Source organism: Aromatoleum tolulyticum, assembly GCF_900156155.1.
Taxonomy (GTDB): Bacteria; Pseudomonadota; Gammaproteobacteria; order Burkholderiales; family Rhodocyclaceae; genus Aromatoleum; species Aromatoleum tolulyticum.
Genome location: NZ_FTMD01000003.1, coordinates 24,020 through 46,947, shown reverse-complemented (window position 1 = coordinate 46,947; position 22,928 = coordinate 24,020). Strand labels below are relative to the sequence as shown.

Annotated in this window: 19 protein-coding genes and 1 tRNA gene; 10 read left to right on the top strand and 10 right to left on the bottom strand. The window is 64.5% G+C overall.

Translation table 11 applies throughout. The features are described from left to right. Window positions 1-32: 32 nt before the first annotated feature. Both BW991_RS05230 and BW991_RS05225 read right to left on the bottom strand, forming a co-directional pair. Window positions 33-497, bottom strand: a complete 465-nt coding sequence (locus BW991_RS05230) for a peroxiredoxin (RefSeq protein WP_076601056.1) — start codon at window positions 495-497, stop codon at window positions 33-35. Between the two features lie 113 nt (window positions 498-610). After that, window positions 611-988 (bottom strand): Mth938-like domain-containing protein, encoded by a 378-nt coding sequence (locus tag BW991_RS05225; RefSeq protein WP_076601055.1) that lies wholly within the window; start codon window positions 986-988, stop codon window positions 611-613. A gap of 165 nt (window positions 989-1,153) precedes the next feature. On the opposite strand from BW991_RS05225, the gene BW991_RS05220 reads away from it, so the two are divergent. The 3 genes from BW991_RS05220 (at window position 1,154) to thrC (ending at window position 5,384) form a co-directional block, all read left to right on the top strand. Beyond that, window positions 1,154-2,452 carry a pyridoxal phosphate-dependent aminotransferase gene (locus BW991_RS05220; RefSeq protein WP_076601054.1) on the top strand — a complete coding sequence of 433 codons (1,299 nt, stop codon included), beginning with the start codon at window positions 1,154-1,156 and terminating at the stop codon, window positions 2,450-2,452. 45 nt (window positions 2,453-2,497) lie between these two features. Next, window positions 2,498-3,808 (top strand): homoserine dehydrogenase, encoded by a 1,311-nt coding sequence (locus BW991_RS05215; protein ID WP_076601053.1) that lies wholly within the window; start codon window positions 2,498-2,500, stop codon window positions 3,806-3,808. A 130-nt stretch (window positions 3,809-3,938) separates the two neighbouring features. Further along, window positions 3,939-5,384 (top strand): threonine synthase, encoded by a 1,446-nt coding sequence (gene thrC, locus BW991_RS05210; protein ID WP_076601052.1) that lies wholly within the window; start codon window positions 3,939-3,941, stop codon window positions 5,382-5,384. Between the two features lie 37 nt (window positions 5,385-5,421). Here thrC and nadC read toward each other — a convergent pair whose 3' ends face one another. Continuing rightward, complete coding sequence (gene nadC / locus BW991_RS05205) at window positions 5,422-6,270, bottom strand: carboxylating nicotinate-nucleotide diphosphorylase (RefSeq protein ID WP_076601051.1); 849 nt, start codon at window positions 6,268-6,270, stop codon at window positions 5,422-5,424. A gap of 101 nt (window positions 6,271-6,371) precedes the next feature. On the opposite strand from nadC, the gene BW991_RS05200 reads away from it, so the two are divergent. Continuing rightward, entirely contained in the window at window positions 6,372-7,268 is an 897-nt protein-coding gene (locus BW991_RS05200) for a DMT family transporter (RefSeq protein ID WP_076601050.1), read from the top strand. A 36-nt stretch (window positions 7,269-7,304) separates the two neighbouring features. Here BW991_RS05200 and BW991_RS05195 read toward each other — a convergent pair whose 3' ends face one another. The 5 genes from BW991_RS05195 to BW991_RS05175 form a co-directional block, all read right to left on the bottom strand. Further along, window positions 7,305-8,552, bottom strand: coding sequence for a cyclic di-GMP phosphodiesterase (locus tag BW991_RS05195; RefSeq protein ID WP_076601049.1), 1,248 nt, complete (start codon window positions 8,550-8,552; stop codon window positions 7,305-7,307). 109 nt (window positions 8,553-8,661) lie between these two features. Next, window positions 8,662-10,167 carry a bifunctional ADP-dependent NAD(P)H-hydrate dehydratase/NAD(P)H-hydrate epimerase gene (locus BW991_RS05190; protein WP_076601048.1) on the bottom strand — a complete coding sequence of 502 codons (1,506 nt, stop codon included), beginning with the start codon at window positions 10,165-10,167 and terminating at the stop codon, window positions 8,662-8,664. Window positions 10,168-10,381: 214 nt separating this feature from the next. Further along, a complete protein-coding gene (locus tag BW991_RS05185) occupies window positions 10,382-11,920 on the bottom strand; it encodes a SpoVR family protein (RefSeq protein WP_076601047.1) in 1,539 nt (512 codons plus the stop codon). Beyond that, the gene (locus BW991_RS05180) at window positions 11,917-13,185 is read right to left on the bottom strand and encodes a YeaH/YhbH family protein (protein WP_076601046.1); all 1,269 of its coding nucleotides are present in this window, start codon (window positions 13,183-13,185) and stop codon (window positions 11,917-11,919) included. The genes BW991_RS05185 and BW991_RS05180 overlap by 4 nt, the downstream gene beginning before the upstream one ends. Window positions 13,186-13,245: 60 nt before the next feature. Then, the gene (locus BW991_RS05175) at window positions 13,246-15,168 is read right to left on the bottom strand and encodes a PrkA family serine protein kinase (RefSeq protein WP_076601045.1); all 1,923 of its coding nucleotides are present in this window, start codon (window positions 15,166-15,168) and stop codon (window positions 13,246-13,248) included. Between the two features lie 271 nt (window positions 15,169-15,439). Here BW991_RS05175 and tig point away from each other — a divergent pair, with 271 nt between their 5' ends. From tig to BW991_RS05145, 6 genes are all read left to right on the top strand, one after another. Then, entirely contained in the window at window positions 15,440-16,747 is a 1,308-nt protein-coding gene (tig, locus tag BW991_RS05170; protein ID WP_076601044.1) for a trigger factor, read from the top strand. Between the two features lie 19 nt (window positions 16,748-16,766). Beyond that, on the top strand, window positions 16,767-17,405 hold the full coding sequence (gene clpP / locus BW991_RS05165; protein ID WP_076601043.1) for an ATP-dependent Clp endopeptidase proteolytic subunit ClpP: 639 nt from the start codon (window positions 16,767-16,769) through the stop codon (window positions 17,403-17,405). A 17-nt stretch (window positions 17,406-17,422) separates the two neighbouring features. Further along, window positions 17,423-18,691 carry an ATP-dependent Clp protease ATP-binding subunit ClpX gene (clpX, locus tag BW991_RS05160; RefSeq protein WP_076601042.1) on the top strand — a complete coding sequence of 423 codons (1,269 nt, stop codon included), beginning with the start codon at window positions 17,423-17,425 and terminating at the stop codon, window positions 18,689-18,691. 90 nt (window positions 18,692-18,781) lie between these two features. Continuing rightward, window positions 18,782-21,202 (top strand): endopeptidase La, encoded by a 2,421-nt coding sequence (lon, locus tag BW991_RS05155; RefSeq protein ID WP_076601041.1) that lies wholly within the window; start codon window positions 18,782-18,784, stop codon window positions 21,200-21,202. Between the two features lie 203 nt (window positions 21,203-21,405). After that, window positions 21,406-21,678 carry an HU family DNA-binding protein gene (locus BW991_RS05150; protein ID WP_076601040.1) on the top strand — a complete coding sequence of 91 codons (273 nt, stop codon included), beginning with the start codon at window positions 21,406-21,408 and terminating at the stop codon, window positions 21,676-21,678. 38 nt (window positions 21,679-21,716) lie between these two features. Continuing rightward, window positions 21,717-21,792, top strand: a tRNA-Val gene (locus BW991_RS05145). A gap of 154 nt (window positions 21,793-21,946) precedes the next feature. On the opposite strand, the gene alkB is transcribed toward BW991_RS05145, so the two are convergent. Together alkB and BW991_RS23835 are read right to left on the bottom strand one after the other, a co-directional pair. Continuing rightward, window positions 21,947-22,600 carry a DNA oxidative demethylase AlkB gene (gene alkB, locus BW991_RS05140; RefSeq protein ID WP_076601039.1) on the bottom strand — a complete coding sequence of 218 codons (654 nt, stop codon included), beginning with the start codon at window positions 22,598-22,600 and terminating at the stop codon, window positions 21,947-21,949. An 81-nt stretch (window positions 22,601-22,681) separates the two neighbouring features. After that, window positions 22,682-22,852 carry a hypothetical protein gene (locus BW991_RS23835; protein ID WP_170879052.1) on the bottom strand — a complete coding sequence of 57 codons (171 nt, stop codon included), beginning with the start codon at window positions 22,850-22,852 and terminating at the stop codon, window positions 22,682-22,684. Window positions 22,853-22,928: the final 76 nt, after the last annotated feature.

Here is a 22,928-nt window from a genome sequence, read left to right as displayed (position 1 = left end):
TTGATGCTCTTGGCGTCGGGTTGAACGGGGTATTACAGGCTCTTCACGAAATCCAGCACTTCCTGCGCGTGGCCGGCCACCTTCACGCCGCGCCATTCGCGGCGCACAACGCCTTCGGCATCGATGACGAAGGTGCTGCGCTCGATGCCGCGCACCTGTTTTCCATACATGTTCTTCATCTTGATGACGCCGAAGGCGTTGCACGCCACCTCTTCCGCGTCGGAGATCAGCTCGAAGGGCAGGCCGAGCTTGGCCTTGAAGTTCTCGTGCGATTTCAGGCTGTCGCGCGAAATGCCATACACGTCGCAGCCGGCGGCCTGGAATTCCGCGTGGCGGTCGCGGAAGTCGGCGGTCTCGTTGGTGCAGCCGGGGGTGTTGTCCTTCGGATAGAAGTACAGGACGAGCTTGCGCCCGTGCAGCGCCGAGACGGTGACGCTCGCGCCGCCGGTCGCGGGGAGGGTGAAGTCGGCCGCGGAAGCCGTGTTTGTCGTGTTCATGGGGCTCTCCGTTGTCGGTTGTCGCAATCAGCGTAGCGGAGGAGCCGGGTGAATGACAACGGCTGCGTGATGCGGATGGCGCCGCCGGCGGTATTCCGGCCGCGCCCTCGCAGTCAGACCGGGTCGAAGAGCAGCGCCGCGACGACGGAGCGGCCCTCGGTGACGAGGATGTTGTAGGTGCGGCAGGCTGCCGGCAAGTCCATGATCTCGAAGCCGATACGGGCCTCGATCAGCGGACGCAGCACCTGCGGCGTAGGGAAGCGCTGGCGGCTGCCGGTACCGATGAGCACCACTTCGGGCCTCAGCTCGCATACCACGGTGAAATCGTCGGCACTCAGGCCCGCCAAGCCGCCCGGCGCCCAGCCGGCAACGATGCGGTCGGCGGTGACCAGCGTGTTGCCGTCATGCCGCTCCTTGTTGATCATCAGGTGGTCTGTGCCGTAGCCGGTTACGACGTTGAGGTCGGCGTTCTGTTGGAGGTTCAGCTTCATGAGATTCGCTCGGTCGGCAAAATTGCCGGAGGATACAGGCTTGGATAAGATACATTCTTTTGGTTTTCCGGCCCACCGGCAGCTGCATGCCCGTGCGGCTCGGGGCCGACGGCGCGCCGGGACTCCGGCGCGGAGTGGAACATGCGAAAGAAAGGACGGAGTGCGATGAGCGTCGAGCCGAAACTGCGGGTTGCTGTCCCGCCCGAACAAACGAAGGGGCAGCCCGAAGCCCCGAGGCTCCCGCAGGTCCGCAAGTCTGCCAAGCTCGCCAACGTCTGCTACGACATCCGCGGCCCGGTCCTTACGCGTGCCAAGCAGATGGAGGACGAGGGCCACAAGATCATCAAGCTGAACATCGGCAACCTCGCCGCGTTCGGCTTCGATGCCCCCGAAGAAATCCAGATGGACATGATCCGCAACCTGCCGAATTCGGCGGGCTACTCGGATTCCAAGGGCATCTTCGCGGCGCGCAAGGCGGTGATGCACTACACCCAGCAGAAGCACATCAAGGGTGTGACGATCGAGGACATCTACATCGGCAACGGCGTGTCCGAGCTGATCGTGATGGCGATGAATGCGCTGCTCAACGTCGGCGACGAGGTGCTCGTCCCCGCGCCGGACTACCCGCTGTGGACCGCGGCCGTGAGCCTGTCCGGCGGCCGTCCGGTGCATTACCTGTGCGACGAGGCCAACGGCTGGCTGCCCGACCTCGACGACATGCGCGCCCGCATCACCCCGAACACTCGCGCCATCGTCGTCATCAACCCGAACAATCCGACCGGCGCGCTGTATCCGGACGAAATCCTGCGCGGCATCATCGATCTGGCGCGCGAATTCGGCCTGATCCTGTACGCCGACGAGGTGTATGACAAGGTCCTGTACGATGGCGTCACCCACACGTCGATGGCCGCGCTGTCCGAGGACGTGCTGACCATCATCTTCAACGGCCTGTCGAAGAACTACCGCTCCTGCGGCTACCGCGCCGGGTGGATGGTCGTGTGCGGCGACAAGCGCCACGCCCAGGACTACATCGAAGGGCTCAACATGCTCGCATCGATGCGCCTGTGTGCGAACGTGCCGGGGCAGTACGCGATCCAGACGGCGCTGGGCGGCTACCAGAGCATCGACGATCTCGTCGCCGAGGGCGGGCGCATGCGCAGCCAGCGCGACCTCGCCTACGACCTGATCACCGCGATCCCCGGCGTCAGCTGCGTCAAGCCGAAGGCGACGCTGTACATGTTCCCGAAGCTCGATCCCAGGATGTATCCCATCGAGGACGACCAGTCTTTCATCGCCGAGCTGCTGGAGCAGGAGCGCGTGCTGCTGGTGCAGGGCACCGGCTTCAACTGGCCGCACCCGGATCACTTCCGCCTCGTGTTCCTGCCGCACGAAAACGACCTGCGCGACGCGATCGGTCGCATCGCGCGCTTCCTCGAAAGCTATCGCAAGCGTCACGGCACCTGAAGCACCCCGTTTCACTCATCTGAAGACAAAACTCAACGAGTTCTTATGAAAGCGATCAATGTTGGCCTGCTGGGCATCGGTACCGTCGGTGGCGGTACCTTCACCGTTCTGAAACGCAACGAGGAGGAAATTACCCGTCGCGCCGGTCGCCCGATCCGTATTACCGCAGTGGCCGACAAGAACCTGGAACTCGCGCGCAAGGTCGCAGGCACCGGCCCGCGCATCACCGACGACGCCTTTTCCGTCGTTGCCGATCCCGAGATCGACATCGTTGTCGAGCTGATCGGCGGCTACGGCATCGCGAAGGAACTGGTGCTCAAGGCGATCGAGAACGGCAAGCACGTCGTCACCGCGAACAAGGCGCTGCTCGCCGTGCACGGCAACGAAATCTTCGCCGCCGCGCAGAAGAAGGGCGTGATGGTGGCCTTCGAGGCGGCGGTCGCCGGCGGCATCCCGATCATCAAGGCGCTGCGCGAAGGCCTCTCGGCCAACCGCATCCAGTGGCTTGCCGGGATCATCAACGGCACGACCAACTTCATCCTGTCCGAGATGCGCGACAAGGGCCTGCCGTTCGCCGACGTCCTCAAGGAAGCGCAGGCGCTCGGCTATGCCGAAGCCGATCCGACCTTCGACATCGAAGGCATCGACGCCGCGCACAAGGCCACGATCATGAGCGCGATCGCGTTCGGCGTGCCGATGCAGTTCTCCGCCGCCCACGTCGAGGGCATCACCGCGCTCGACAGCGTCGATATCACCTATGCCGAGCAGCTCGGTTACCGCATCAAGCTGCTGGGCATCTCGCGCATGCGCCCCGAAGGCATCGAACTGCGCGTGCATCCGACCCTGATCCCCGCCAAGCGCCTGATCGCCAACGTCGAGGGGGCGATGAACGCCGTCGTCGTGCACGGCGATGCGGTGGGAGCGACCCTGTACTACGGCAAGGGCGCCGGCGCCGAGCCGACGGCCAGCGCCGTGATCGCCGACCTCGTCGACGTCACCCGCCTGCACACCGCCGATCCCGAACACCGCGTGCCGCACCTCGCGTTCCAGCCGGACCAGGTGCGCGACCTGAAGGTGCTGCCGATCGAGGAAGTCATCACCTCCTACTACCTGCGCATGCGCGTCGAGGACAAGCCGGGCGTGCTCGCGGACATCACCCGCATCCTCGCCGACAGCGGCATCTCGATCGAGGCGATGATCCAGAAGGAGGCGCCCGAAGGCTCGTCCCAGACCGACATCATCATGCTGACGCACGAAACGGTCGAGAAGAACGCCAACGCTGCGATCGCGAAGATCGAGGCGCTTCCCGTCGTGCAGGGCAGGATCACGCGCCTGCGCATGGAAAACCTGCAGTAATCGCCCCGTGCGGACCCGCGCGTCGATCTTCCGGGGCGCGGGCGCGACGGCAGGCACGGCCGCATGCGGAAAGCTCCGCACCGCCGTGCCTTTCGTCCTTTGACGAACACACCCATTTAAGGATCTGCCCGTGAAGTACCTGTCCACCCGCGGCCACGCCGCCCGTCCCGAGTTCTGCGACATCCTGCTTGGCGGCCTCGCGCCCGACGGTGGCCTGTACCTGCCCGAGACCTACCCGCAGGTGACGCGTGCCGAACTCGATGCATGGCGCGGGCTGTCCTACGCGGATCTCGCCTTCGCGATCCTGTCGAAGTACATCACCGACATCCCCGCGGCCGACCTCAAGGCGATCTGCGACAAGACCTATACCGCCGACGTCTATCGCTTCGTCCGTCCCGGCGACAACGCAGCCGACATCACGCCCGTGCATTGGCTGGAACCGGGTCGTTTCGGCCTGCTCGAGCTGTCCAACGGTCCGACGCTGGCGTTCAAGGACATGGCGATGCAGCTCCTCGGCAACCTGTTCGAGTACGTGCTCGACAAGCGCGGCGAGACGATCAACATCCTCGGTGCGACTTCCGGCGACACCGGCTCGGCAGCCGAGTACGCGATGCGCGGCAAGCACGGCGTGACCGTGTTCATGCTGTCGCCGCACGGCAAGATGAGCCCCTTCCAGCGTGCGCAGATGTACTCGCTGCAGGACGCCAACATCTACAACATCGCCGTCACCGGCATGTTCGACGACGCGCAGGACATCGTGAAGGCGGTCTCGAACGACGCCGCATTCAAGGCGAAGTACAAGATCGGCGCGGTCAATTCGATCAACTGGGCGCGTGTCGCGGCCCAGATCGTTTATTACTTCAAGGGCTATTTCGCTGCGACGCAGTCCAATGACGAGCAGGTCGCGTTCTGCGTGCCGTCGGGCAACTTCGGCAACATCTGCGCCGGCCACATCGCACGCCAGATGGGCCTGCCGGTCTCGCGCCTGATCCTCGCGACGAACGAGAACGACGTCCTCGACGAATTCTTCCATACGGGCATCTATCGCCCGCGCAAGGCCGCGGAAACCCAGGTCACGTCGAGCCCCTCCATGGACATCTCCAAGGCGTCGAACTTCGAGCGCTTCGTCTTCGACCTCGTCGGCCGCAACCCGCAGCGCGTCGCCGAACTGTGGAAGTCCGTCGATGCCGGCGGGGCGTTCGATCTCGCCGCCAGTGGCGAGTTCGCCGATATCCTGAATTACGCCTTCGTCTCCGGCCGCAGCACCCATGCCGACCGGCTCGCGACTATCAAGCAGGTGTTCGAGACATACGGAACAGTGGTCGACACGCACACCGCGGACGGGGTCAAGGTGGCCTGGGACTGTGCCGACTGCGTGCCTGCCGGCGTGCCCCTGCTGGTGCTCGAAACCGCGCTGCCGGTCAAGTTCGCCGACACGATCCGCGAGGCCCTCGGCCGCGAGCCCGAACGCCCCGCGGAACTCGAGGGCATCGAGGCGCTGCCGCAGCGGGTCGAGGTGATGGCGCCCGACGTCGACGCGGTCAAGCGCTTCATCGTCGAGCACCTCGAGGCCTGAAGCGCGCGGAGCCGGTACCCGGCCCCGCGCCGGCGGCTCACTCCTCGATGTGGCGCAGCGACAGGTCGAGGGCGCGGACGTCCTTGGTCAGGCTGCCGATGGAGATGCGGTCGACGCCGGTTTCGGCGATGGCGCGCACCTTCTCCAGGCTCACGCCGCCCGAGGCTTCGAGTTCGGCGCGGCCGGCGGTGATGCGCACGGCCTCGCGCATCGTCGCGAGGTCCATGTTGTCGAGCAGGATCATCTTCGCGCCGGCGGCCAGCGCTTCCTCGAGCTGTTCCAGGTCCTCGACCTCGATCTCGATGAACACGTTGGAGGGGGCGATCTTCTTCGCTTCCTCCATCACGCGGGCGACGCTTCCCGCCGCGATGATGTGGTTTTCCTTGATCAGGATGCCGTCGTAGAGGCCGACGCGATGGTTGGTGCCGCCGCCCACGGCGACGGCATACTTCTGCGCGAGGCGCAGCCCGGGCAGCGTCTTGCGCGTGTCGACGATCTTCGCGCCGGTGCCCGCCACCGCGTCGACGAAGCGGCGCGTGACGGTGGCGGTACCCGACAGCAGTTGCAGGAAGTTGAGCGCGGTGCGTTCGGCCGTGAGCAGTACCCGCGCGTTGGCGACGACGTCGCACAGCACCTGACCTGCCTCGACCCGATCTCCGTCACGCACGTGCCAGATGATCGTGGCTGCGGGGCTCAGCGCGGCGAAGGCGGCGTCGAACCAGGCGGTGCCGCACACGATGGCCTCCTCGCGCGTGATCACCCGGCCGCGGGCGTCGGTTTCGGCGGCGATCAGGCGTGCGGTCAGGTCGCCGGTGCCGACATCTTCGGCGAGCGATGCGGCGACGTTGCGCTGGATCTCGATGCGCAGTTGTTGTGACAGGTTCATGGCGGGCGCGGCTCGGTATGATTAAACAGAAATTTTAGCGGTTCCGCCGCGGGCCGGGGCAATCCTGCCGCGAAGGCGGACCGTCGTTTTCGGGGGCGGAAGTGAAAGCGCGCGACGTATCCGAACTGCTGATCCTTGCCGCCCTGTGGGGCGGATCGTTTCTATTCATGCGCGTTGCGGCCCCGCAGTTCGGTCCGGCGGCGCTGATCGAGCTTCGGGTCGGGCTCGCTGCCGTGTTGCTGCTGCCCGTGCTCGCATGGCGCGGCAGGCTCGCCCCGCTGTGGCGCAAGGCCGGACCGCTGCTCTTTGTCGGCGTAACCAACTCCGCCTTGCCCTTCGTACTGTACGCCTGGGCTGCGCTGTCGGTCACGGCAGGTTTCGCATCCATCGTGAATGCCACGTCGCCGCTGTTTGCCGCCCTGGTCGCGTGGGTATGGCTCAAGGATAGGCTGTCGCCCGCTGCGATCGTCGGCCTGCTCGTTGGCCTGCTGGGCGTCATGATCCTGGTGTGGGGCAAGGCTTCGTTCCGTGCCGGGGGCTCGGGCTGGGCGGTGGCCGCCTGCCTTGCGGCGACGCTCAATTACGGCATCGCGGCGAATTTCACCAAGCGCTACCTGTCGGGCGTGGATCCCATGGCGATCGCGACCGGTAGCCAGTTCTATGCTGCCCTCGTGCTCGCGCCCTTCGCCGTCTGGCTCTGGCCGCAAGCGATGCCTGCGCGAGAGGCCTGGATCGCCGTGCTCCTGCTCGCGTTCGCCTGTACCGGCGTCGCGTACGTCATGTACTTTCGCCTGATCGCGCATGTCGGCCCTGCACGCGCGATCGCCGTCACCTTCCTGATTCCGGTGTTCGGCATGCTGTGGGGGGCACTGCTGCTCGACGAGGCGATCACCGTCAACATGCTGTCGGGATGCGCGGTGATCCTCGCCGGGACGGGGCTCGCCACCGGAGCGATCCGCCTGCCTCGTCGCCCGGGTGTCGAGCAGAGCCGTGGGTGAACGCGCGTCGCGCCGCCCGGCGGGCGCGATCGACGCTCAGGTCTTGCTGCCGTCCACGAAGTAGTCGAGCCGCCCGCGTGGCGCGAGGTATTCGACGGTCTCGAGCGGGAGGCTTGCCGGGCTCAGCGCCGCTTCCACTTTCAGGTCGGCGTCGCGCAGGTCCACGAGCATGGCTTCGGAGCGCGGGATGTCGGGGTCGTGCAGCATCACGAGCGGATGGAGGAGGTTCGCCGGATTGGTCTCGACGACCATGCCGACTCCGCCGTTCGACAGGGATACGAAGGTGCCCGGCGGAAAGACTCCCAGCGTCCTGACGAACAGTTGCACGAGTTGTTCGTCGTAGTGCTTGCTCTCGGTGCGGAAGATCTGGCGCAGCGCGTCGGCGGGCGCCTTGGCCTCCCGCAGGTCGAACGGGTTGCACAGGTTGTCGTAGCGGTTCGCGATGGCGGCGATGCGGGCGAGGCGGGGGATCTTCTCCCCCGCCAGCCGGTTGGGAAAGCCGCTGCCGTCGAAGAACTCGTGATGGCACGCGATGACGTTGCGCACCGGCACGGGAAGGTCGCGCATGCCGCTAACCGCCTTGATCCCGTAGCCCACGTGGGCGCGGTAGAAGTCCTCCTCCGGCCCCGTGCGCTTCGCGTTGCGCAGGATGCGCGGTGGAATCTCCTGCTTGCCGATGTCGTGGAGCAGGGCGCCCAGGCCCAGGTGCCGCATCTCCTCCTCGGACAGCCCCAAGGTCTTTCCCAGCATCAGCGACAACGCCATGACGTTGAGCGCGTGGAACGCCAAGCCCCCTTCGCGGCTCTTCTGGTTCACCAGATGGATCACCATGCTGTCCTTGCCGAGCAGGTTCTCCACCAGCGTGCCGACCAGCGCATTGGCTTGCCGCTGCGCGTCCTGCGGCCGGCTCAGCAGCGACCGGAACACCTCTCCCGCGGCAATCGCCTGTTGCTCGAACAGGCGCTCGCGCCGCGCCAAGCCCTCGCGCTGTTCGCGCACCCGTTCGATGCGCGCGCGCTTCTCGTCCTGCATGCCGGAGAGGGCCGCCGTGCCGAAATCCGGTTCCGGTGCGGGAACGTCCGCGGCACGCGGCGGGAGTGGTTCCGCCGTGCTGCGCGCCGGATCCCATTCGACCTTGGTGATGCCCATTTCGCGCAGCGCCTGGATCTGCTTCTCGTTCGACAGGCAGAAACGGTTCAGCAGGAAAGGGTGGTCCATCCAGCCTAGCGAGGCCAGTGAAATGAATACCCCCGGCCTGAGTCGGTCGACGCTGATCTGCGGCATTGGTCTGTTACAAAATCGGACCCGGCGATTCTAGCAGCCCCGTCGGGCGATGATGGGCGGAGAACATGCGGTTTTCGTGGAAAATCACCGCCCGTGCCGTCGGTGGCATTCAGTGCCCCTTGGTTGCCTGGATCGTCCACGCGTTGAAGATGCCGCGCGAAGCCTCCGCGACCTCGCTTGCCGTCAGGCCGACCGGGCCGATGCCTTCGCGCGCGAGCCGGTCGGCCGCCGCGCCGTGCAGATGTACCGCGGCGATGAGGCCGGATTCGGCCGGCCACCCCTGTGCGATCAGGCTCGCGATCAGTCCGGTGAGCACGTCGCCCATGCCCGCGCTCGCCATGCCGGGGTGACCGGTGCTGTTGATCAGCCAGCGGCCGTCCGGCGTCGCGATCACGCTCCCGCTGCCTTTGAGGACCACCACCGCGTTGAAGGTCCGCGCGAGTTCCAGGGCGCTCGCCACGCGATCGCTCTGGACGCCGGCCGTGTCCGAGCGCAGCAGGCGTCCGGCTTCGCCGGGGTGCGGCGTCATCAGCGTGGGCGCCGTGCGCGCGGCGACGAGTGCACGCAGGTCTTCCGAGGCCGCGACGATGTTCAGGGCGTCGGCGTCGAGCACGACGGGCCGCGCTTGCCGGATTGCGCGTTCGAGCAGCGCGGCGGCGACTTCGCCGTGTCCCAGTCCCGGGCCCAGCGCGAGAACGGTCGCGTTCTCGATCACGTCGTCCGGACGCTGCAGCATCAGCTCCGGCTGCGTGAAATCGACCGCCGGGGCCGCGTCGTCGACCAGGCCGGTGAGCACCCGGCCGCAGCCCAGTTTCAGCGCCGCGCGCCCCGCGAGCAGGGCCGCCCCGGTCATGCCTCTTGCTCCGCCGATGATGCCGACGTCGCCGTAGCATCCCTTGTGGGTGTTCTGCAGGCGCTGCTTGAGGAGCGGTTTGAGGATGCCCGGCTGGATCTGCAGGCCCTTGGGCGGCAGGTAATTCGGCGGGTCGATGTCGAGCCGATGCACATTGACGACGCCGGCGATGTCCGGCCCGTCGTGCGTGAGAAGTCCCGGCTTGAGCGCCAGGAAGGTCAGCGTCGTGGTCGCATGGAAGACGGTCCCGAGCACCCGCCCGGTGTCGGCGTCGAGTCCGCTCGGGATGTCGATCGCCAGCCGCGGGGCGTGTTGCGCGTTGAGCGCCTCGATCCACTGCGCATGTCGCCCGGTTACGGGGCTGCGCAATCCGATGCCGAACAGGGCGTCGACCACCAGCGCCCAGCCGTTTGCGGGGGCCGCGGGAAAGTCCGAGACCGTTTCCCCGCCGGCCGCGCGCCATGCCGCAAAGGCGGCCGCGGCGTCACGCGGCAGCTTCGCCGCATCGTCGGCAAAGGCGACCGTAACGTTGCGTCCTGCCTGCAGCAGGCGGCGCGCCATCACGAAGCCGTCGCCGCCGTTGTTTCCGGGGCCGCAGGCGATCAGGACATGTCCCGCACGATCCTGCGTCAGGCGCACCGCTTCCTCTGCGGCGACGCGGCCGGCACGCTCCATCAGGCTCGGCTGCGCGTGCGGGGCGACCAACGCTTCGATCGTACGGATGCCGTCTACCGGGTAGATCGGTTTGGGCGGCAGGAACATGGAGCCTCCGGCGGGAAGGGAAATGCCCGATTCTAGCCCCAGTCGGATTTATGACGTCAATGTGCGATCGGTCATGGCGGGCAAAAAGGCGTCATGAGAGGGCGCCCGCAAGCCATCGCGGATCGTGTGCTCCGAAACACGAACGCCGGCGCGTCGATCCGACGGGCCGGCGTTCAGCGGCATTACGCGTGTACGGACTCGCTGCGAAGATTCCTTAATTCTCGGCCTGTCCGCGGCGTTTTTCGAGGCGCGTCTCCTGCACCAGTTCGACCGTTCCGTCCTCGTGCTGGGTCTCGAGCCGCACCGTGAAGCCCCACAGCCGCGCCATGTGCTTCATCACCTCGTCGATGCTGCCTCCCAGCGGCCGCTTGCGGTATTGCTGGTGACGCAGCGTCAGCGAGCGGTCGCCGCGCAGATCGACGTTCCAGACCTGGATATTCGGTTCACGGCTGCCGAGGTTGTACTGGTCGGACAGGATCTCACGCACGCGCCGGTAACCCGTCTCGTCGTGGATCGCCGAGACCTTGAGCTTCGCCTCGTGTTCGTCGTCAAGGATCGCGAACATGCGGAAGTCGCGCATGATCTTCGGCGACAGGTATTGCGCGACGAAGCTCTCGTCCTTGAAGTTCTTCATCGCGAAGTCGAAGGTCTCGCGCCAGTCGCTGCCCGCGATGTCGGGAAACCACGCCCGGTCTTCCTCGGTTGGATCCTCGCAGATGCGCTTGATGTCCTGCCACATGGCGAAGCCCAGCGCGTACGGGTTGATGCCGCTGTACCAGCGATCGTTGTAGGAGGGCTGGTACACCACGTTGGTGTGCGACTGCAGGAACTCCAGCATGAAGCTGTCCGCAAGCAGGCCCTCGTCGTACAGCTTGTTGATCAGGGTGTAGTGCCAGAAGCACGCCCAGCCCTCGTTCATGACCTGAGTCTGGCGCTGCGGGAAGAAGTACTGCGCGACCTTGCGCACGATGCGCACGACTTCGCGCTGCCAGGGCTCCAGCAGCGGCGCATGTTTCTCGACGAAGTACAGCAGGTTTTCCTCGGGCTCGGGCGGAAAGCGCGGAGCGGAGACCTTGCCCGGCTTGGCGTCGTGGACCGGCAGCGTCCGCCATAGCTCATTCACCTGGCTCTGCAGGTATTCGGTGCGCTCGGCCTGGCGCAGCTTCTCCTTCGCCAGCGACAGCTTGGGGGGGCGCTTGTAGCGGTCCACGCCCAGGTTCATCAACGCATGGCAGGAGTCGAGCAGCAACTCCACTTCTTCCTCGCCATGCCGCTCCTCGCACTGCGCGATGTAGTTCCGTGCGAACACCAGGTAATCGATGATCGCGTCGGCATTGGTCCAGGTGCGGAAGAGGTAGTTGCCCTTGAAGAAGCTGTTGTGCCCGTAGGCTGCATGCGCGATCACCAACGCCTGCATCGTCAGCGTGTTTTCCTCCATCAGGTAGGCGATGCAGGGGTTCGAATTGATGACGATCTCGTAGGCCAGGCCCATCTGGCCGCGCCGGTAGCTCTTCTCCGTCGAGAGGAAGTGCTTGCCAAAGGACCAGTGGTGGTAGTTCACCGGCATGCCGACCGACGCGTACGCGTCCATCATCTGTTCCGAGGTGATCAGCTCGATCTGCGCGGGATAGGAGTCCAAGCCGAAATTCGCCGCCACGCGCGCGATCTCGGTGTGGTAGGCGTCGATGGCCTCGAAAGTCCACTCGGACGTCGCCGGCAGCTGCTTGACCTTCTTTGAGGTGGCGCGCTTCATACGAAATTCTTCTTGAAGAGTTCGCGAAACACCGGATAGATGTCGGCCGGTTCCTCGATGCGCTGCATGGCGAAGTTCTTGTGCTCGCCGGACAGCTTCTCGTACTCCCGCCACAGATTTTGCGGTTCGCCGGGAGTGATCTCGATGTATGCGAAGTACTGGCACCACGGCAGGATCTGCGCGCCCAGCAATTCGCGGCAGATCGGCGAATCGTTGTCCCAGTTGTCGCCATCCGACGCCTGGGCTCCGTAGATGTTCCAGGTGCCGTGCGCGTAGCGTTCGGCGATCACCTCATGCATCAGCTTCAGCGCGCTCGAAACCACCGTACCCCCGGATTCGCGCGAATGGAAGAACTCTTCCTCGTCCACTTCCTTCGCCACCGTGTGGTGGCGGATGAAGACGACGTCGATGTGCTCGTAGGTGCGCGTGAGGAACAGGTACAGCAGCATGAAGAAGCGCTTCGCCGTGGCCTTCTTCTCCTCGTCCATCGAGCCCGAGACGTCCATCACGCAGAACATCACCGCCTGCGTGGTCGGCTTCGGCACGCGGATGCGGTTGTTGTAGCGCAGGTCGAAGCTGTCGATGAAGGGAATCGCCTCGATCTTCGCGCGCAGGCGTCCGATCTCGTCCTTGAGCTTCAGCGCTTCCTCGCAATCCTCGCCCGACTCCTCGATGACCCGCTCCAGCTCCTTCTGCAGTTCGCGCAGCCGTGCGGAAAACGGCGAGCCGAGCGCGAGCCGGCGCCCCAGCGCGCCGCGCATCGAGCGCACGATGTTGATGTTCGCCGGCGAGCCGTCCGACTTGAAGCCGGCGCGCTGGGTCTTGTAATCCGTGATGCGCGCGAGCTGGGTGCGGACCAGGTTGGGCAGGGCAAGGTCGTCGAAGAAAATGTCGAGAAATTCCTCGCGCGACAGGTGGAACACGAAGTCGTCTTCGCCTTCCCCCTCGTTGCTCGCCTTGCCCTGGCCTCGTCCTCCACCCCCGCCGGAAGGGGGGCGGTTGATCAGATCGCCGCTGGCGAACTGATCGTTGCCCGAAAAGACCTGTTCCCAGATGCCCCCGCGGCCATGCTGGAATTGCGGCTCGCTCAGATCCTTGGACGGGATCGTGATCTGCTCGCCGTTGTCGAGGTCGCGAATGGAGCGATCCTGGATCGCGTCGTTCACCGCGCGGCGAATCTGCTGCTTGAAGCGGCGCATGAAGCGCTGGCGATTGACCGCGCTCTTATTCTTGCTGTCGAACCGCCGATCGATGATGCGGGTCATGTATGTCTCCGGCAGGGATGCGGAACGCCGCCCGGACGCGTCGTCCGGACGGCGCGTCGGTCACGACGACTTGCGGACCCGCAGATACCATTCGCACAGCAGCCGCACCTGCTTCTCGGTATAGCCCTTCTCGATCATGCGATCGACGAAGTCCTGGTGCTTCTTCTGGTCGTCGGCGCTCGCCTTCGCGTTGAAGCTGATCACCGGCAGCAGCTCCTCGGTGTTCGAGAACATCTTCTTCTCGATCACGCCGCGCAGCTTCTCGTAGCTCGTCCAGCTCGGGTTCTTGCCGTCGTGTTTCGCCCGTGCGCGCAGCACGAAGTTCACCACCTCGTTGCGGAAGTCCTTCGGGTTGCTGATGCCGGCAGGCTTCTCGATCTTCTCGAGCTCGTCGTTCAGGGCCGAACGGTCGAGGATCTCGCCGGTGTTCGGATCGCGGAACTCCTGGTCCTGGATCCAGAAGTCGGCGTAGGTCACGTAACGGTCGAAGATGTTCTGGCCGTATTCCGAGTAGCTTTCCAGGTACGCCGTCTGGATCTCCTTGCCGATGAACTCGGCGTAGCGGGGCGCCAGGAACTCCTTGATGTAGCCCATGTAGCGCGCCTCGACCTCCGGTGCGTACTGTTCCTGCTCGATCTGCTGTTCGAGCACGTACATCAGGTGCACCGGGTTTGCCGCCACCTCGCGGTGATCGAAGTTGAACACCTTGGACAGCGCCTTGAACGCGAAGCGCGTCGACAGGCCGGTCATGCCCTCGTCGACGCCGGCGTAGTCGCGATACTCCTGGAAGCTCTTCGCCTTCGGGTCGGTGTCCTTGAGGTTCTCGCCGTCATAGATGCGCATCTTCGAGTAGATGCTCGAATTCTCCGGCTCCTTCAGGCGCGACAGCACGGCGAACTGCGCCATCATGCGCAGCGTGTCCGGCGCGCACGGGGCGTCGGCCAGCGAGCTCTCGACGAGCAGCTTCTCGTAGATATGCACCTCGTCGGACACGCGCAGGCAATACGGCACCTTCACCGTGTAGATCCGGTCGAGGAAGGCCTCGTTGTTGCGATTGTTCTTGAACGCGACCCACTCCGATTCGTTCGAGTGCGCCATCACGATGCCGTCGAACGGGATCGCGCCGAAGCCCTCGGTGCCCTTGTAGTTGCCTTCCTGCGTCGCGGTCAGCAAGGGGTGCAGCACCTTGATCGGCGCTTTGAACATCTCGACGAATTCCAGCAGGCCGCGGTTCGCCAGGCACAGACCGCCCGAGTAGCTGTACGCGTCCGGGTCGTCCTGGGAGTACTGCTCGAGCTTGCGGATGTCGATCTTGCCGACCAGCGACGAGATGTCCTGGTTGTTCTCGTCGCCCGGCTCCGTCTTGGCGACCGCGGTCTGCTTCAGCACGGAGGGCCGCAGCTTGACGACGCGGAAGCGGGTGATGTCGCCGTTGAACTCGTGCAGGCGTTTCACCGCCCACGGGCTCATGATCGTGTTGAGGTAGCGGCGCGGGATGCCGAAATCGTCCTCGAGCAGGCGGCCGTCCTCATTCACGTCGAAGAGGCCCAGCGGCGACTCATGTACCGGCGACCCCTTGATTGCGTAGAACGGGACGTTCTCGATCAGTGACTTCAGCTTCTCCGCGAGGGAGGACTTGCCGCCGCCGACCGGTCCAAGCAGGTAGAGGATCTGCTTCTTCTCTTCCAGTCCCTGCGCCGCATGGCGGAAGTACGAAACGATGTGCTCGATCACCTCTTCCATTCCGTAGAAATCGCGGAAGGCCGGGTAGATCTTGAGCATCTTGTTCGAGAAGATGCGCGACAGGCGCGGGTCCACGCGAGTGTCGACCAGCTCGGGCTCGCCGATCGCCATCAGCATCCGCTCCGCAGCCGTTGCGTACGCCGAACGATCCGACCGGCACAACTCCAGGTACTCCTGGATGGACATTTCCTCTTCGCGAGCCGCCTCGAAACGGGCCTGGTAGGCATTGAAGATCGTCATCTGGATTCCTCCTGTCTGGGTCGAGCCGTTCACCGACACCCGTCAGAGGGTGCCCGAGGGCTCAAGTTCCGTGGTTTTTCTCATTCCATGCGCAAGTCCTCAGGGGTCATTTTGCGGCTGGAAGGACTCTGGAAGGAAGGGCCTCCTGCTGTGCTAGAATCGAAAACCTACTTTTTACGCGCTCCGTTCGCCCATCGTGGTCGGGCAGGCGTCCCCGAAACCCGGCGGATGTCTCGTGAGCAAACTTTGACTTGTCAGGGATCGTTACTTAATGCAGACCAACCAGGAAACGCTGGGCGCGCTGGAGCGCCGCATCGACATGTCCGTGTCCATGGCCGAGATCGACAAGGAGGTCGACTCTCGCCTGAAGCGCATGGCGCGTACCGTGAAGATGCCGGGTTTCCGACCTGGCAAGGTGCCGCTCAAGATTGTCGCCCAGACCTACGAATCGCAGGCACGCTCCGAAGCGATCGGTGCTGCGGTCGAAAAGGCGTTCGGCGACACCGTACGCGAACAGAACCTGCGCGTTGCCGGCTATCCCCGCATCGAGCCGAAGGAAGCCGCTGCCGAGGGCACGCTGGCGTTCAGCGCCGTGTTCGAAGTCTACCCGCAGGTGGAGCTGGGTGATCTGTCGCAAAGCAAGGTCGAGCGCCCGGTGCTGGTTGTCGGCGATGCTGAAGTCGACAAGACCATCGAAGTGCTGCGCAAGCAGCGCACCCGCTTCGAGACCGCCGAGCGGGCCGCTGCCGAGGGCGACCGCGTCGTGATCGATTTCGCCGGCCGCAAGGACGGCGAACTGTTCGAGGGCGGCCAGGCGCAGGATTTCCCCTTCGTGATCGGTGCCGGCTCGATGCTCAAGGACTTCGAGACGGCCGTGACCGGCCTCGCCGCGGGCGAAAGCAAGACCTTCGACATGACCTTCCCCGAGGATTACCATGCCGCTAACCTCGCCGGCCAGACGGTCCAGTTCGAAGTGACCGTGAAGCGCGTCGAGGCTGCCGTCCTGCCCGCGATCGATGCCGATCTCGCCCGTTCGCTGGGCGTTGCCGACGGCGACGTCGCCAAGCTGCGCGACGAAGTGCGCGCAAACCTCGAGCGCGAGGTGAAGCGCCGCATCCAGGCCAAGATCAAGGAGCAGGTCATGGATGCGCTGCTGAACGCCAATCCGATCGAAGTGCCGAAGGCGCTGATCGATGCCGAGAGCCGCCAGCTGGCCGAGAACGCCAAGCGCGACCTCGAGATGCGCGGCATGAAGACCAAGGACATCCCGGTCGAGGCCGCCTGGTTTACCGATCAGGCCGTGCGCCGTGTCAAACTTGGTCTGATCATGTCCGAACTCGTGAAGGCGAAGGAACTCTACGCCAAACCGGAGCAGGTTCGCACGCTGGTCGAGGAGATGGCACAGAGCTACGAAGATCCGTCGGAACTGGTACGCTGGTATTACGCGCAGCCGGAACGTCTCGCGCAAGCCGAGGCCGTGGTGATCGAGGATAACGTGGTCGAGTGGGTCAGCTCGCAGGCCCAGACCTCGGACAACGCGGTGTCGTTCGACGAACTGATGGGTAACAACGCGGCCTGATGCCGCAAAGGTCCAAGGAATGAGCAACATGGCGCCACATTCGGGCAGCAGCTGGGATCCGGTCGGCCTTGGCCTGGTCCCGATGGTGGTTGAACAGAGCGGTCGGGGCGAACGCGCCTACGATATCTATTCGCGCCTCCTGAAGGAGCGCGTGGTGTTTCTGGTCGGTCCGGTGAACGACGTCACCGCCAACCTGATCGTGGCGCAGTTGCTTTTCCTCGAGTCCGAGAACCCGGACAAGGACATCTTCTTCTACATCAATTCCCCCGGGGGGTCGGTGTCGGCGGGGATGGCGATCTACGACACGATGCAGTTCATCAAGCCTGACGTCAGCACGCTGTGCATCGGACAGGCCGCGAGCATGGGTTCCTTCCTGCTCGCCGCCGGCGCGAAGGGCAAGCGCTTCTGCCTGCCCAACTCGCGCGTCATGATTCACCAGCCGCTGGGCGGTTTCCAGGGCCAGGCGTCCGACATCGAGATCCATGCCCGCGAGATCCTCAACATCCGGGCACGCCTAAACGAAATGCTCGCGAAGCACACCGGGCAGGCAATCGAGCGGATCGAGAAGGACACGGATCGCGACAACTTCATGTCGGCCAAGGATGCGATGGAATACGGTATCGTCGACAAGGTCCTGACGACCCGCTCCGAAGCCTGACATACGAGAGGAAGACCATGACGGAAAAAAAGGCGGGCGGCGAAAAGCTGCTGTACTGCTCGTTTTGCGGGAAGAGCCAGCATGAGGTTCGCAAACTCATTGCGGGGCCGTCGGTCTTTATCTGCGACGAATGCATCGAGCTGTGCAACGACATCATCCGTGACGAGATCGCGCAGTCGGCCGAGACGGAAGGCGGCAGCAGCAGCCTGCCCACGCCGGCCGAGATCTGCGAGATCCTCAACCAGTATGTGATCGGCCAGCAGCAGGCCAAGCGCAACCTGGCCGTCGCGGTGTACAACCACTACAAGCGCCTGCGCCACATTTCGGGCCGCAAGGAAGACGTCGAGCTGTCGAAGAGCAACATCCTGCTGATCGGGCCCACCGGTTCCGGCAAGACGCTGCTCGCGCAGACGCTCGCGCGCCTGCTCAACGTCCCGTTCGTGATGGCCGATGCGACGACGCTCACCGAAGCCGGTTACGTCGGCGAGGACGTCGAGAACATCATCCAGAAGCTGCTGCAGAAGTGCGACTACGACGTCGACAAGGCGCAGCACGGCATCGTCTATATCGACGAGATCGACAAGATCTCGCGCAAGTCCGACAACCCGTCGATCACGCGCGACGTGTCGGGCGAAGGCGTGCAGCAGGCGCTGCTGAAGCTGATCGAAGGCACAGTGGCCTCGATTCCGCCGCAGGGCGGCCGCAAGCACCCCAACCAGGATTTCATCCAGGTCGATACCACCAACATCCTCTTCATCTGCGGCGGCGCGTTCGACGGCCTGGAGAAGGTCATCCGCAACCGCACGGAGAAGATCGGCATCGGCTTCGGTGCGGAGATCAAGAGCCGCCAGGGCCGTGACCTCACGGAGTCCTTCCGCCATGTGGAACCGGAGGATCTCGTCAAGTTCGGTCTGATCCCGGAATTCGTCGGCCGTCTGCCGGTCGTCGCCACCTTGCAGGAACTCGACGAGGCTGCGTTGATCCAGATTCTCGTCGAGCCCAAGAACGCACTGGTGAAGCAGTACCAGAAGCTCTTCTCGATGGAAGGCGTCGAACTCGAGATCCGTCCGGCGGCGCTGCACGCCGTCGCGCGCAAGGCGATCCGCCGCAAGACCGGCGCGCGCGGCCTGCGCTCAATCCTCGAGGCCGCGCTGCTCGACATCATGTACGACCTGCCCACCATGAAAGGGGTGGAGAAAGTGGTCGTCGACGAAGGCACGATCGAAGAGGGCGCCCAGCCGCTGCTGATCTACGCGGATCAGCCGAAGGTGTCGGGTTCCAACTGAACCCGAAGAATTCGGTTCTAGGCGCCGCTTGATATTTCATGGTCGGGCCCCCATGTGGGCCTGACCAGTCCTTTCGAGGTAATAACAATCATGTCAGGCCCGCTTGACCTCCCCCACGAGCAAATGGAACTGCCGCTGCTGCCGCTGCGCGATGTAGTGGTGTTCCCGCACATGGTGATTCCGCTCTTCGTGGGTCGCCCGAAGTCGATCAAGGCCCTCGAGAACGCCATGGAGGCGGGCAAGGGTATCCTCCTCGTGGCGCAGAAATCCGCCGCCAAGGACGAGCCTTCGGCCGAGGATCTCTACGAGATCGGCTGCATCGCCAACATCCTGCAGATGCTCAAGCTTCCCGACGGCACGATCAAGGTGCTCGTCGAAGGCGTGCAGCGTGCCCGCGTCGACTCGGTCGAAGACCTGCGCAGCGTCTTCGTGGCGAAAGTCACGCCGGTGCCGGTGCCCGAAACCGACAACAACGAGCTGGAGGCGATGCGTCGCGCGATCATCGCCCAGTTCGACCAGTACGTTAAGCTGAACAAGAAGATCCCGCCGGAGATCCTTGCGTCGCTGTCCGGGATCGACGATGCCGGTCGGCTTGCGGACACCATTGCCGCCCACCTGCCGCTCAAGCTCGAGCAGAAGCAGGAGGTGCTGGAGATGGCCGACACCGGCGACCGGCTGGAGCGTCTGCTGTCGCAGCTCGAGACCGAGCTCGACATCCTGCAGGTCGAGAAGCGCATCCGTGGCCGCGTCAAGCGCCAGATGGAGAAGAGTCAGCGCGAGTACTACCTGAACGAGCAGGTCAAGGCGATCCAGAAGGAGCTCGGGGAAGGCGAGGAAGGTGCCGATCTCGAGGAGATGGACAAGAAGATCAAGGCCGCGGGCATGCCCAAGGAGGCGCTCGTGAAGGCCCAGGCCGAGTTCAAGAAGCTCCGCCTGATGTCGCCGATGTCCGCCGAAGCGACCGTCGTACGCAACTACATCGACACGCTGATCGGTCTGCCGTGGAAGAAGAAGTCGCGTGTGAGCCGCGATCTCGCCGAGGCGGAGAAGATCCTCGACAAGGATCACTACGGCCTCGAGCGCGTGAAGGAACGCATCCTCGAGTATCTCGCGGTGCAGCAGCGCGTCGACAAGGTCAAGGCGCCGATCCTGTGCCTCGTCGGCCCTCCGGGCGTGGGCAAGACCTCGCTCGGTCAGTCGATCGCGAAAGCGACCAACCGGAAGTTCGTGCGCATGGCCCTGGGTGGCGTGCGCGACGAGGCCGAGATCCGCGGCCACCGCCGTACGTACATCGGTTCGATGCCGGGCAAGATCCTGCAGAACATGAACAAGGTCGGCGTGAAGAACCCGTTGTTCCTGCTCGACGAGGTGGACAAGCTCGGCATGGACTTCCGCGGTGATCCGAGTTCGGCGCTGCTCGAAGTGCTCGACCCGGAGCAGAACCACACCTTCCAGGACCACTACATCGAGGTCGATTTCGACCTGTCGGACGTGATGTTCGTGGCGACGGCGAACACCCTCAACATCCCGGCGGCGCTGCTCGACCGGATGGAGGTGATCCGCCTGTCCGGCTACACGGAAGACGAGAAGGTGAATATCGCGTTGCGCTATCTGCTGCCGAAGCAGATGAAGAACAACGGATTGAAGCGCGACGAGCTGTCGGTGACCGACGAAGCGCTGCGCGACGTGTGCCGCTACTACACCCGCGAGGCGGGCGTGCGCAGCATGGAGCGCGAGATCTCGAAGATCTGCCGCAAGGTGGTGAAGTCGCTGGTGCTGAAGAAGCGCACCAGCAAGGTCATCGTCAACGCGAAGAATCTCGACAAGTACCTGGGTGTGCGCAAGTACTCCTTCGGCATGGCCGAGAAGGAAAACCAGATCGGCCAGGTGACGGGTCTGGCATGGACCGAGGTCGGCGGCGAACTCCTCACGGTCGAGGCGGTTGCACTGCCGGGCAAAGGCAAGGTCATGACGACCGGCAAACTCGGCGAGGTGATGCAGGAGTCGATCCAGGCGGCGCTGTCGGTGGTGCGCAAGCGTTCCCGCTCGCTGGGTATCCAGGAGGACTTCTACCAGAAGAGCGACATCCATATTCACCTGCCGGAAGGCGCGATTCCCAAGGACGGTCCGTCGGCGGGCACCGCGATCTGCTCCGCGCTGGTGTCGGTGCTGTCGGGCATTCCGGTGCGTTGCGACGTTGCGATGACCGGGGAAATCACGCTCCGCGGCGAGGTCCTGCCGATCGGCGGGCTGAAGGAAAAGCTGCTGGCGGCGGTGCGCGGCGGAATCCGCGTGGCGCTTATTCCGGAAGAGAACGTCAAGGATCTCGTGGAAATTCCGGAGAACATCAAGAATGCGATCGAAGTGATCCCCGTGCGCTGGATCGATCAGGTGCTCGAACACGCGCTCGAGCGCATGCCCCAGCCTCTGCCGGACGCCGTGGCGGAAGAAACTCCGCCGGCGGAATCCGTTGAAGGCGGCACGACGGGCAAGACCGTCCGCGCGCACTGAGCCGGAGGGGGAATGTTCCCCGAGTCCCGCGTCGATATGCGCTGCAGCGATGTAAAACGCTGCAGCGCGTATTGACACCTTGGAATACAGCGCGATATAAAGTCCGTGCTTCTCGCAACGCATTTGGAATCGCCCTGAATGCGGCACCAGCTGAGGGTTTGCGCATTTCGGGTTATCGCTCTCATATCCAAAAGGGGACTTAAGTGAACAAATCCGAACTGATCGACCAAATCGCCTCGGAAGCAGAGTTGTCCAAGGCGGCCGCGGGCAAGGCGCTCGATGCAGCGATTGCGGCGGTCAAGGGCGCGCTTCAGGCGGGCGACTCCGTGACCCTTGTCGGATTCGGCACCTTCCATGTCGGTGCGCGTGCCGCGCGTACCGGCCGTAACCCGCGTACCGGCAAGAACATCAAGATCAAGGCGGCGAAGGTTCCGAAGTTCAGGGCTGGCAAGGCCCTGAAAGATGCGGTAAACTGACGGACTTTGCTGGAACGGGCCAAGTACCCGTCCGGTACGGGTGCTTAGCTCAGTTGGTAGAGCGTCGCCCTTACAAGGCGAATGTCGGCGGTTCGACCCCGTCAGCACCCACCAGATACGCTGTAAAATCGCAGCATGAAAGCCGGCGCAAGCCGGCTTTTTTTTGCCCGTGTCACACGGAGCCTTTCCGATCGCAGGAGAGCAAGGTCAGGCCGGCGATTCGCGTGGGCGGATCGGTATGACACCCGGCGCAATGTTGCGCGGCTGTTCAAACCGCCTTGCGGAAGGTCAGATTGATGCGCTGGCGGCCGAGCAGGGCGTGGGTGCCTTCCTTCATGGGGAGGATGCCGTGAAAGCGCAGGCGCGAGGGGCCGCCCCACACCACCACATCGCCGTGCATGAGCGCGAGGCGATCGCTGCGGTCGCTGCGGTTCAGACCGCCGAAGAGAAAGACTGCCGGCAGGCCGAGCGATACCGAGACGATGGGCGCGGCGAGGTCCTGCTCGTCGCGGTCCTGGTGCAGGGACATGCGGGTGCCGGGCTCGTAGCGGTTGATGAGACAGGCGTCGGGGACGAACCCGGGAAAGCCGGCTGCGGCGGCAGCGTCGGCGGCCAGGTGGAGGAAGGATGCGGGCATGGGCGGCCACGGCTTGCCGTTGAGTGGATCGCACGGTTCGTAGCGATAGCCGTGGCGGTCGGAGATCCAGCCGAGCGGGCCGCAGTTGGTCATCGCTGCGGACATGCGCTGGCCGCCAGGCGTGAGCATCTGGCGGAACGGGGCGCGGGTGGAGATTTCCGCGATTTCGGCGATGAGGCCTTCGGCCTGGGGGCGGGCGAAGCCGCGCAGGACCAGCGCTCCCGGTGCGAGTTCTTCGCGGCCGGAAGGGCCCTCGTCGCAGTTTTCGAAGAGATCGGGCGTCATCCTGCCGATTCGTCCTGAAGCCGTCGGTGCAGGGGCGGGTGCCCGCGACGGGTTGCGGCCATTGTCGCTGCCCCGGGGCTGTCAGTCAGCGCCGGTGCTCGCCTCGGGCGCGCTGCGGCTGCGCCAGTCGGTGAACCAGCTTGCGAACACGGCCTCGGCGGCGGCTTCTTCGACCTGTGCATCGCCGTTGCGCGCCGCAGTGTCGTCGAGGTCGATCACTTCGCACTCGTACTCCAGATATTCGATTTCCATTTGTTGCTCCTCGTCCGTTCGCACCAAACGGTTCGGACATGGGAGCAGGTTATCGCGCTGCTGCGGCCGGTGCTGC